Origin of the sequence: Rhodococcus sp. (in: high G+C Gram-positive bacteria) (genome assembly GCF_049591685.1) — a bacterium.
Lineage (GTDB): Bacteria > Actinomycetota > Actinomycetes > Mycobacteriales > Mycobacteriaceae > Rhodococcoides.
In genome coordinates this window covers 1-10542 of the sequence record NZ_JBAWFH010000039.1, presented here as the reverse complement: position 1 = coordinate 10542, position 10542 = coordinate 1, and the positions used below count along the sequence as shown (strand labels likewise).

Genomic DNA, 10542 nt, shown 5'->3' with positions numbered 1-10542 from the left:
CGGTGGGAGCGGGCGCGGCCGAGGGAGATCAGTTCGGCTACGTCCAGTTCGGCGGCTCGGACATCATCGTCCTGCTGCAGAAGGGCGTGGAGGCCGACGTCGACACCAGCGAAACGTTCCGTTTGTTCGGCACGCCGATAGCGCGCTGCCGCACCTGACCGTGTGTCAAAAGTGCTGTCGAGGCAGCACTTTTCACACACCGGCGGCGGAGCCGCACTCCACGCGCAGGACCGGGAGGCCGTCGATCTCGGGTGGGACGACGGCACCCGTCGTCGCCACGAGGGCGAAGCGGGACGGCTCCGGGATCGACTGGCCGCGTCGGAACCAGCGGATTCGCGCAGGGTCGGTGGCTTCGAGGGTCATCGATTCGCGGTCGACCTCGCTGGGCTTGCGTGCTATCGACGCGGACACCGTCCCGCCGCGTTCCTCCGACGGGGCGGGCAGCGGGTCGTCGGTCGGCGGATCCTGATCGAGAAGCACGGCCGTCAGCCCCGCACGGACACGGCTCGCGGCGAGTATCAGCGTCGACGGCTCGGGGAACTGAAGGTCGACGGACTCTCCGCGCTTCAGCAGCCGCAGCGCGTCCCATGCGTCGGTACCGGGGTCGAGGAATGCCGCGCCGGGGGCCTTCGCGTCGTTCAGTCTGCTGACCGTCCGCGTCGGGGTCTCCGAGGTCAGAGTGTCCTTGCCGATACGAAAGGGCAACGGCCATACAGGGTATGGCGGGGTCGGCCACACGTAGCCCGGATCGCCCGACCAGTCCTTCGGGTACAGATCGGGTGACTTGTTCGCGAGGGCCCTGCGGTGACTTTCGTGCACGGTATCGTCGCCCAGCCACGGTGGAAGCTTCCCCTCCGCGCTGAGCTCGTCGAACGAGTACCGCGTGCCCGCGCTGTATTCGAGGAGTTGTTCTTCGAGCGCGTCGGCGTGCCCCCTCGCCGCCCATTCCCGGCACGTCGCGATGCCGTACGCGACGACGGCCGGGGTGAACCCCCGCCACATCGTGACCGCAGGGTGACGCTTCCACCCGTACGTCGGCCACACCAGTGCGCGGAGGATCTGAAACGTCTCCACCCGCTGCTTACCGAGTCGCCGGTCGTCGAGCGCGTGCGCCGAACGGACGAACCCTGCGTGCGGAAGAAACGTCTGCATCCTCGTTGCTTCCCCGCGCAGATGGGTGGGCAAACGTAAAACCGGTGGTTGGGTGTCGACGGAGCCGCCGGCGTGTGGCCGGTGCGCATTCTCGTGAGAGGCAGCGCAGGCCATCTGGGTGAGGCGCTGGTTCGAAAGCTCGGCGATCAGGGGCACCACGTCGCCGGACTCGACATCGAGCCATCACCTTGGACAACCCACGTCGCATCCGTCACGGACCGCACACTGTTGCAACAGGCTCTGGTGGGAATCGACGCGGTCGTACATACCGCCGCGCTGCACAAGAGTGTAAAACGTCAATGTGTCCGGATCGCTTGCGGTGTAGAAGAATCGGCCGCGGCGGGTGTCGGCCGCGTCGTTTTCTCGAGTTCGACGACGACATTCGATGGGGCCATGACGCCGCCCGCCGGTGGTCCCGCGTCGTGGATCACCGAAAGCGTTGTGCCGGAAACGCGGATATTTTCGGCGTGATCAAAACGCCGGCAGAGGGCATGTGCCGAGTGTTCAATCGAGAGAATGGTCTTGCGGTGATCGTCTTGCGAACCGCGACGCTCTTCCCCGATGTCGACGACCGCCCCCCCAGTCCGCGCCGCGTACCCCGATGCGAACCCGAAGATCAACGAATTGCTGTACAGCAGGGTGGACATCGCCGACGTGGTGGACGCGCACGAACGCGCTCTGGACGCGGCTGACGATATCGGGTTCGGACGCTACATCATCAGTGCAACAACACCATTCGACGAGTTAGATCGGGCCGAGCTGGGCGTCGACGCCCCTGCTGTGGTGCGGCGGCACTTCCGCGGTACGCCGAGGTCTACGAGAAATCGGGCTGGACGATGTTCCCCGTCGTGGACCGTGTCTACGTCGACACCGCGGCGCGCAGGTATCTCGGTTGAGAGCCGCGGTTCGGGTTCGGGTCGGCCCTCGCCGCCCTCGATCGGGGCGACTCGCCCTTCAGTACGCTTTCATCCCTTGTCGGCGCGAAGGGCTACCACGACAGACCCACCGGTCCGTACACAATTTGACCCCCGACGTGTTACCCCTAGGGGGTATGCAGTGTTATCGTCGACGGCATGGCGAATCAGCGCGGCAACGGGAGCTCCGGGCCCTCGCGTGTGCTGCTGATTGCGCTCACCGTCCTCGGCGTTCTGTTCATGCACTCGTGGACGCCGGCATCACCGGCGCCGAGGGTGCACGAGGGGATGTCGATGGTCTCGGACCGCGCGGATCTCCAGGGTGCAATCGCTGAGCACGACTGCCCGTCCGGTCATCATGCGATGCACGCATGTATGGGGACCGTGACGAAATTGGCCCCCATCGGCCTGCATGACATCGATGTCTCGGTAGCCGCTTCATCGAACGACGGCGGGCGGTCGACGGTCGGCATCGAATCGAGGTTCGGCCGCGCCCCACCCTGGGCGCTGTGGGAGTTGGACCGATCGGTGATGTTGCGGGTGTGACAGGGGTCGAACCCCGCTACCCCCGAACCATCCACCCGAGGAAAAACGATGTCCAACAGAATTATTGCTTCCATCGCCGCCGCCGCCATCGGTGCAGCAGTCGTCACCGGCTGCAGCGACGATACGTCGACGCCGCACACAACCCACTCTTCCAGCGCTACCACCGGCGCGGCGTCAACCCAATCCGACGACGCGCAGTTCAACAAAGCGGACGTGATGTTCGCGCAGATGATGTACCCGCATCACGCGCAGGCCGTCGACATGGCGGCGATGGTCGACGGTCGCACCGACAACGCCGAGGTTGTCGCGCTGGCGTCGGCCATCTCCGCCGCTCAGGAGCCCGAGATGACGCAGATGGCCGCGTGGCTCGAAAGTTGGGATCAGCCCGCGCCGTCGGAAGGCATGGACGGTCACACGATGGATGGTGGTGGGATGATGTCGCAGGAGCAGATGGATTCCCTGCTGACCCTGTCCGGGCCGGAGTTCGACCGCCAGTGGCTGACGATGATGATCGAACATCATTCGGGCGCGGTCGAGATGGCCGGGACCGAGATCGCCGACGGCTCCAACGCCGACGCGCAGGAGCTCGCACGGGAAATCGTCTCGTCACAGCAGCGTGAAATCGACGCGATGCAGAAGTTGCTGGGCTAGCAGCACGAGCCTGGGCCCCGCTCGACGCGCCCCGCACCGCTTGAATGGTCCTTGCGAGCTAGCTGATCGTATGGATGGACCATTCAAGCGGTGTGGGGGCGGGCGCAACCACCCGACCCACGCCACCGAGTCTGCCATTGACAACTGGCACGCTCAGCGGTGATGCTGTTATGCATGACGACGAGTTGCACATACCGGTGCCTTCGAGGGTCCGAGATGAGCGCGTGAGCAGAACCATGACCGTGACCGATGCAGACGAAGCCTTAGCGCAGACTGCGCCGGAGAGCACCGACGGGCGCAAACGGAGGTGGCGGGACCACAAGATCGCGCGTCGTGCCGAACTGCTCGACGGCACTCTCGCGGCGATCCGGTTGCACGGTAGCGAGATCGGGATGAACGACATCGCGTCCGAAATCGGTATCTCGAAAACCGTTCTGTACAAAAACTTCACGAACAAGAGCGGTCTGACGAACGCCACGATGGCGCACTATCTGGAGACGACGCTTGCGCCTCGGATCGCGTCGGCGATATCCGAGGAGCTCGGCGAGTACGACCTGACCCGTGCGGTCATCACCGCGTACGTCGAGACGATCGCGCACGATCCGAACGTGTACCTCTACGTCATGGCGAACACCAGCAACCGCGAGGCCATCACCGAGTCGGAGCGGAAGATCGCCGAGTTGCTCGCCACCGTGCTGGGCAAGCATCTGCGCACGTACGAGATGGACTCGGGTGGTTCGGTGCCGTTCGCTTTCGCGATCGTCGGCGCGGTTCGGCTGGCGACGCACTGGTGGATCGAGCACAAGACGATGTCGATCGACGACCTGATCGACTACCTCACGATGTCGACGTGGGGCGGCATTCACGGCATCGCGGAGGCCGGGGGTTCACCGACGAGGTTCAACTCGCAGCCGCATCCGCTCGTCACCGAGGGCTGAGTTCTACAGCATTGCCTGATCGTGGGGGATGGGCCCGACACCCGATTGCCGGCCGGGGGCCTCTGCGCGTGCAGCTGTCCCGGACCAGGTCCTCGTCGGGCGGCGAGCGCATCGGTGATCGCCCCGGTGGTGAACGCGTAGACGGCTTTGTGCAGAACGTCGACGGCAAGTTCCTTCCGCGGCCATGTCTGCGGAGGAGCGCCGACGCCCGTCGCGTTCTCCAGAATTTGGTCGTTCGTCAACCGGACGACGGTGAATTTCGCCGACGCCAGTGGTCCGCGGAGACCGACCTCGGACATCACCGATCGCAGAACTCCGAGCACCGCGGCCTGGCCGTAGTGCATCGCCCAGTTGGCGGCCGTGTTCGGTTGTCCCGCCCCGGTGATTCGGTGCAGAACGTGTGCCGGGACATACGAATTCGGGCGTCCGGTGATGCGTTGCTCGAGCCTCTCGCTCAGTGTCATCACCCCGGCTCCGACCGCCCCGGCGACCAGACCTTCCCATACGGTGTTTTTCCACATCGCTCGCGGGTACCCGCCGACAATGCGGCCAAACGAAGTGTCGAGCCCGATTCGTCGACGGGGCTCGGTGGCGTCCGGAGCGATGTTGGGGGTCGCCTCGATGGCCGCCGTCGACGAGATTGTCTTCCATCAGTTACTGGGGTGGCATCATTTTTTCGACCGGTCGACGCCTGCCATCGGGTTGCTGTCCGACGGACTGTTGCACACGGCTGAACTACTGCTTCTCGTAGCCGGTTTCGTCTTGCTGTCCGACCTGCGTCGGCAGCGGGCACTCGCGGTCGGACACTTCTGGGCGGCGGTAATTCTCGGCGCCGGCGGCTTCCAACTGTTCGACGGGCTGATCGATCACAAGGTCCTCCGCGTCCATCAGGTGCGGTACGACGTCGATCTGCTGCCGTACGACCTCGCGTGGAACGGGTTCGGGGTGGTTTTGCTACTCGTGGGTGCGGCACTGATGGTGCGTGCCCGCCGACGACTCGCGCGGGCCAGCGATGCATGAGTCTGGGTGGGTGGCCGTCGCGGCGGCACTCCTGTTCGTCGGGCTGTACGTCGCGGCGGCGGCCAGGCTCCGGCGACGTGGGGACCGATGGTCGGGATGGGCGCAGGCGTCGTTTCTCGCGGGCGGGGCTGCCGTAATTCTGGTTGCGGTCGTCCCGCTCCCGGGAGGAATGTTCACCGAGCACATGGCCGTCCACCTCGTCACGGGGATGGCCGCGCCGCTGCTGCTGGTCCTCGGCCGGCCCGTGACGCTCGCACTACGCGCCTTGCCTCCCGGCCCACCGAGGAACTCCCTCGTCGCGCTCGCGCACTCCCGGGCGGTCGGTGTGCTCGTCTTCCCGCCGGTGGCTGCCGTCGTCGATGTCGGCGGTTTGTGGCTGCTATACCGGACGCCGGTGTTCGCTTCGATGCACCACGACGTGGTCCTGTCCGTCGCCGTGCACCTGCACGTGTTCGCGGCCGGGGTGCTGTTCAGCTTCGCAATATGCCAGGTAGACCCGGTTCGACGCCGCTACGGGATCGGCCTGCACGCGGTGACGCTGCTGTTGGCGGGCGCGGCGCACGCGATCCTCGCCAAGAGCCTGTACGGCACCGAGCCGCCCGATACGTCGTTCACCCTCGACGATCTCCACGCCGGCGCCCAGCTGATGTATTACGGCGGCGACCTCGTCGAGGTGGCGCTCGCCGTTGTCCTTGCCGTTCAGTGGTACACCGCGATCGAGCGCAGGCGTCGAGTCGCGGCTAGATCATCGCAGCGTAGGTCGCCCGAAGGTAGTGCTCCGCTCTCGCCGAACCGATGATGCCGGGTCCCACCTTGTTCATGACGTGGGAGAACGTCATTCGGGTTTCCGGGTGCATCACCGTCAGCGACCCGCCCCAGCCGCCCCAGAAGCAGATGCGCTCGTCGGGGATGTACGGGATGGTATCGAGCTGGGGCAGCCCGAAGCCCATTCCAAATCTCAGCGGTACGCCGAGAGCCAGATCGACGCCGTTGCATTGTTCGTCGAAAGCCAGGTCGATGGCGTCCCGACCGAGAAGCCCCTCGCCGCCACGGGAGATCACCGACTTGATGTGCGCGACCGACCGCGCGTTGCCGTGCCCGTTCAGCGCACCCATGTCTGCCCGACGCCATTCCGGTGTGTTCGCCGACCGTGCGTCCACCAACGGACCCAGAAACGTACGACGCCTGATCCACATCGGGTCGGGGTAGGCGTCGGTCATCGGCGGCGGCGGCGGGACGATGTCGGCGATGCGTCCCCAGTGGCGTTCGTCGGCACCGATCGAGAAGTCCGCGTCGAGTGGACCCGCAATCTCCTCGGCTACGAACTGCCGCAGCGAGCGACCGGTCGCCCGTCGGATCAGCTCGCCGATCAGGTGACCCTGGTTCGCCGCGTGATAGCCGGATGTGGTGCGCGAATCCCACCATGGTTGCTGCGCAGCCAGTTTCGCGGTCGATTTCTCCCAGTCGTACATGTCTTCGGTGGTGAACGGACGGTCCCAGCCGGACACCCCCGAGGTGTGAGACATGAGATGCCGCACCTCGATCTGGTCCTTGCCGCCCGCCGCGAACTCCGGCCAGCACCGCGCGACGGGCGCATACGGGTCGAGGAGTCCTCGATCGACAACGTTGGTGATCGTGTTCTCGCCCCACGGCGTCGTCCGGTCGAGATCCCTCTGGCCACCCCAGATGTCGACGACTCCGCGGCCGTCGATGTCGACGACGATGGACGCGCCGAGTTCGTCGCCGGACTCCAGGTTGGCGATCAATCTGTCACGCACAGCGCTGAAAGCGTTGTCGCACATTCCCGTAACCGTCACGGGCGAGAACCCAGGAGTCGATGCACCGCGAGGTCGACGTAGTCTTCGGCGACCTCGCCGATCGTCATCTCGCCGTCGTCGTGGAACCAGGAGCTGATGCCGTTCAGCATGTCCGTCAGCGCAAAAGAGGCAAGCCCGAGGTGGAGCAGGAGTACGTTCGCCGGCACGACGAGGCGCACCGCGCATGATCTGGACCCACGACGGTATGGACAGTTGGTACCGCAACGACGCCGGGCGCGTGGTCTCGACACTGCCGTGGCGGATCGTCGATTACTGGGAGATGACCAGGCACGCCGCCCTGAACCACTCGTGGTGGAGAAGAGACGATCGGTAACGCCGCACGGGCGGTGAGCGACGACACGGGTGCCGGGCCACATCTGCGAAGGGTGCACACAATGAACCGATCGTCTCGACGTGTAGCAGTCCTCACCACCATGATGGCGCTCCCCATCGCCGCGGGCGCCACCGTCGGTGTCGGGACCGCGAGCGCGGATCCGTGGCATTACGGGCCCGTGTACCGGTCGGAGTTTTCCGGCGAGGGCGGGCAGTACTTCTGCAACAAGGCACAGAACCTGGAGCAGGCCCAGCAGTCGGTCATCATCGTTCCGTGCACGAACGTTCCCGACACCGGCGTCTGGTATCGGGTGGTGTTCAACCCGTTCAACTGGGGATGGAGTGCCTGACGTCGCCGGATTCCTCGCCACCCTCGACGACCCCCGGCGTGACGCGTTGGCCGAACTGTGCCGAGTCGTCGAAGGCGCCGACCCACGGATCGAGGGGGCGATCAAGTGGAATGCCCCGAGTTACTTCATCGGCGAGCACTTCGCGACCACCGGTCTCGAACGCCGCGGCGGGCTTCGGCTGGTGTTGCACACGGGTGCGAAAAAAATCGTTGACGGCGGGCCCGTCACCGTCTACGATCCGTCGGATTCGCTCGCGTGGAAAGCGCCGGATCGAGCGATCCTGACATTCACCGATCTGGCCGACGTGCAGGCGCGACGATCCGACGTGCAGTCGATCCTGCGTCAGTGGATCGCTGCGACGCGGTGATACGTAAGGTTCCTCTCACCACGCACCGCCGCTGACAGAGGGAGTCATTCATGACCGTGCTCGACCGTTTCGCGATCACCGACAAAGTGGTCGTCGTGACAGGCGCTTCGTCCGGCCTCGGCGTCGCATTCGCGAAGGGCTTCGCCGAGGCGGGCGCACGCGTCGTCCTTGCGGCACGGCGCGCGGACAAGCTGGAGCAGACCGCGAAACTCGTCGAATCGGTCGGTGGGACGGCTCTTCCGGTGGTCACCGACATCGCCGATCCGGCTCAGGCAAGTGCGCTGATCGACGCCGCGATGGCCGAGTTCGGTCAGGTGGACGTGCTCGTCAACAACGCCGGTGTCGGCACCGCATTCCCCGCGACCCGGGAGACACCCGAACAGTTTCGGTCGGTCGTCGACATCAACCTCAACGGCTCGTACTGGGCCGCGCAGGCATGCGGGCGGGTAATGACGCCGGGGAGCTCGATCATCAATATCTCCAGCATCCTGGGGATTACCACCGCGGGGCTCCCGCAAGCCGCGTACTCGGCAAGCAAGGCGGCCATCGCCGGGCTCACCCGCGACCTCGCCCAACAGTGGGGAACGCGTAAAGGCATCCGCGTCAACGCAATCGCGCCCGGGTTCTTCGAGACGGAGATGACCGACTCGTACCCGGACGGCTACCTCCAGGCCATGGCCCCGCGCCTCGTCCTCGGCCGCACCGGTGACCCAGAAGAGCTGGCAGCAACCGCGATCTGGCTCGCCTCACCGGCGGCCGGGTACGTGACGGGTCAAACCATCGTCGTCGACGGCGGCGTCAGCATCACCTAGCCGTTCGCCGTCAGTCGAAATCCCCTCCACTGCAACAGTAGTCCGGCGAACGCACCGATCCCGGCGCCGACGAACGGCATCGTGTACCAAAGCCACTCGAGATTCTCAGGCCTTGCCGCGAACGAAATGTCGGTGGAGGTTGCAGGTGATCGGCTCATCGACACTCACCGCAGGGGTTCGTACACGCCGATCAGACCGACCGTCATCAACAGCAGAACGTGTGAGCGCACGGGATCAGCGTAGGCGGGGCTCCATCGGCTCGTGCTCGGTGCCGTCGACGACGACGGTGTTGCCGCCCTGACGTTTTGCCGCGTACATCGCGATATCGGCGCGCTCGAGGAGCTCGGTGAACTCCGAGTCGATGCTTGTGTGGTGGTTGCAGCCGGGGTCGCAGGTATGGGCGGCGACGCCGACGCTCAACGACACCCCCGTCGCGTCGAGGACGCCGCGGCAGCACCGGTGCGCGACGTCCGCGGCGAGCGGCACCGGCGCACGCATGAGGATCGTGAATTCTTCGCCGCCGCTACGACAGGCGACCGATGAGCCCCCGAAGATGTCGTCCAACTGCGCTGCCGTGGTGGTGAGTACCTCGTCGCCGCGGGAGTGACCGAAGCGGTCGTTGACGGATTTGAAGTCGTCCAGGTCGACTACCAGGACCACGAAGGGTTCGTGAGCGTGGAAGGTCGTCCCGGTGAAGTGCTGCTCGAGCGCTGTGCCGAGGCCCCGACGATTTCGCAGCCCGGTAAGTGGGTCGAAGAGAGCGCCCGTTGCCTCCTGCCGCAGCAAGAGGAGTAGACCCTGTGTCAGCACGGGCACCGAGAATTGCAGCAGGGAGACGATCGTCAGGAACATCAGCGCGAGAGGGACGTCGGTGCCCGGCGTCGTGACCAGTCGCATGAACAGTGCAGCGGTGACGACGAGACTGAACACCTGATGGCCGACGAACACCTTCGCGTCGTGGAACGTCGCGATATAGCTGCCGATCACCGCGAGTAGTGCGATTCCGGTGAACGTCACCAGCGGCTCGTGCATCGAGGCGAAGACGGCGGTGACACCGACGTCTGCGTAGACGACGAACCAGATCGACAGGCGTCGGCCGGGCCATGACCCGAAAATCCACGCGAACCCGACGACGATCGCGCTGACAATCAGGGTTATGACTACGGCACGGGGTGCGCCCTCGGCCGGTCCCGCGTCGGCGAACAGTGCGAACACCGCGACCGCGGTGAACATCCAGCACCAGAAGCCGATGGCTCGGCGGGTGAATCGCAGAGCGGCATGCGAGAGGTGGTAGTCGACCGCCCAGCCGTAGTCGACCGGGTTCGTCCACCACTGACGCAGGAGGTGCATCACGCGCGTCGGTGCCCTTTCGATATGTAAGCCTCGAGACGTGTTCCGTACTGGACACGCCGACCCCCGTACGTCGCTGTGTTGACAATTCACCAGTACCGCCAATATTTCGACAGGGTCTCTGGAATACGGTCGTTTGCGACGCCGACTTCGTGGCTACCCTCGAATCATGGCCGCAAATCCTGACTCGACGGTGGGCGCGAACACAGCTGTGACGGGCCTCGAAAGTACCTTTGCCGACGAGGTCACCGCCCTCACCGTTTCGTGGCAGGGTGCCCCTGCGCCCGCCCCC

The 10542-nt window shown here is 65.4% G+C and carries 15 protein-coding genes; 10 read left to right on the top strand and 5 right to left on the bottom strand.

Annotated features, from left to right (window positions below):
- Positions 1–192 precede the first annotated feature (192 nt).
- Positions 193–1152: an MSMEG_6728 family protein gene (locus tag WBQ44_RS01475; protein ID WP_495564962.1), complete on the bottom strand. Its 960-nt coding sequence runs from the start codon at positions 1150–1152 to the stop codon at positions 193–195.
- Between the two features lie 72 nt (positions 1153–1224).
- On the opposite strand from WBQ44_RS01475, the gene WBQ44_RS01470 reads away from it, so the two are divergent.
- The 4 genes from WBQ44_RS01470 (at position 1225) to WBQ44_RS01455 (ending at position 4201) form a co-directional block, all read left to right on the top strand.
- Entirely contained in the window at positions 1225–1623 is a 399-nt protein-coding gene (locus WBQ44_RS01470) for an NAD-dependent epimerase/dehydratase family protein (protein ID WP_495564965.1), read from the top strand.
- Between the two features lie 602 nt (positions 1624–2225).
- A complete protein-coding gene (locus WBQ44_RS01465) occupies positions 2226–2612 on the top strand; it encodes a DUF6153 family protein (protein ID WP_495564961.1) in 387 nt (128 codons plus the stop codon).
- Positions 2613–2660: 48 nt separating this feature from the next.
- A complete protein-coding gene (locus WBQ44_RS01460) occupies positions 2661–3263 on the top strand; it encodes a DUF305 domain-containing protein (protein WP_495564960.1) in 603 nt (200 codons plus the stop codon).
- A gap of 236 nt (positions 3264–3499) precedes the next feature.
- Positions 3500–4201 (top strand): TetR/AcrR family transcriptional regulator, encoded by a 702-nt coding sequence (locus WBQ44_RS01455; RefSeq protein WP_495564964.1) that lies wholly within the window; start codon positions 3500–3502, stop codon positions 4199–4201.
- Here WBQ44_RS01455 and WBQ44_RS01450 read toward each other — a convergent pair.
- Positions 4126–4722, bottom strand: a complete 597-nt coding sequence (locus WBQ44_RS01450) for a hypothetical protein (RefSeq protein WP_495564959.1) — start codon at positions 4720–4722, stop codon at positions 4126–4128. The two genes, WBQ44_RS01455 and WBQ44_RS01450, sit on opposite strands and share 76 nt — an antisense overlap.
- 22 nt (positions 4723–4744) lie before the next feature.
- Between WBQ44_RS01450 and WBQ44_RS01445 the strand changes: the two genes are divergently transcribed.
- Together WBQ44_RS01445 and WBQ44_RS01440 are read left to right on the top strand one after the other, a co-directional pair.
- Positions 4745–5221: a DUF2243 domain-containing protein gene (locus WBQ44_RS01445; protein WP_495564958.1), complete on the top strand. Its 477-nt coding sequence runs from the start codon at positions 4745–4747 to the stop codon at positions 5219–5221.
- Between the two features lie 10 nt (positions 5222–5231).
- Positions 5232–6020: a cytochrome c oxidase assembly protein gene (locus WBQ44_RS01440; RefSeq protein WP_495564957.1), complete on the top strand. Its 789-nt coding sequence runs from the start codon at positions 5232–5234 to the stop codon at positions 6018–6020.
- Here the strand turns inward: WBQ44_RS01440 and WBQ44_RS01435 are convergent.
- Positions 5962–7023: a serine hydrolase domain-containing protein gene (locus WBQ44_RS01435; protein ID WP_495564956.1), complete on the bottom strand. Its 1062-nt coding sequence runs from the start codon at positions 7021–7023 to the stop codon at positions 5962–5964. The genes WBQ44_RS01440 and WBQ44_RS01435 overlap by 59 nt on opposite strands.
- Positions 7024–7034: 11 nt before the next feature.
- Positions 7035–7205 carry a TetR-type transcription factor C-terminal domain-containing protein gene (locus WBQ44_RS01430; protein ID WP_495564955.1) on the bottom strand — a complete coding sequence of 57 codons (171 nt, stop codon included), beginning with the start codon at positions 7203–7205 and terminating at the stop codon, positions 7035–7037.
- Between the two features lie 17 nt (positions 7206–7222).
- Between WBQ44_RS01430 and WBQ44_RS01425 the strand changes: the two genes are divergently transcribed.
- From WBQ44_RS01425 to WBQ44_RS01410, 4 genes are all read left to right on the top strand, one after another.
- Entirely contained in the window at positions 7223–7372 is a 150-nt protein-coding gene (locus tag WBQ44_RS01425; RefSeq protein WP_495564954.1) for a hypothetical protein, read from the top strand.
- Between the two features lie 61 nt (positions 7373–7433).
- Positions 7434–7721, top strand: a complete 288-nt coding sequence (locus WBQ44_RS01420; RefSeq protein WP_495564953.1) for a hypothetical protein — start codon at positions 7434–7436, stop codon at positions 7719–7721.
- A complete protein-coding gene (locus WBQ44_RS01415) occupies positions 7714–8088 on the top strand; it encodes a DUF1801 domain-containing protein (protein ID WP_495564952.1) in 375 nt (124 codons plus the stop codon). The genes WBQ44_RS01420 and WBQ44_RS01415 overlap by 8 nt, the downstream gene beginning before the upstream one ends.
- Before the next feature lie 50 nt (positions 8089–8138).
- Entirely contained in the window at positions 8139–8900 is a 762-nt protein-coding gene (locus WBQ44_RS01410; protein ID WP_495564951.1) for an SDR family NAD(P)-dependent oxidoreductase, read from the top strand.
- A 234-nt stretch (positions 8901–9134) separates the two neighbouring features.
- Here the strand turns inward: WBQ44_RS01410 and WBQ44_RS01405 are convergent, their stop codons facing one another.
- Positions 9135–10250 (bottom strand): GGDEF domain-containing protein, encoded by a 1116-nt coding sequence (locus WBQ44_RS01405; protein WP_495564963.1) that lies wholly within the window; start codon positions 10248–10250, stop codon positions 9135–9137.
- Positions 10251–10542 lie beyond the last annotated feature (292 nt).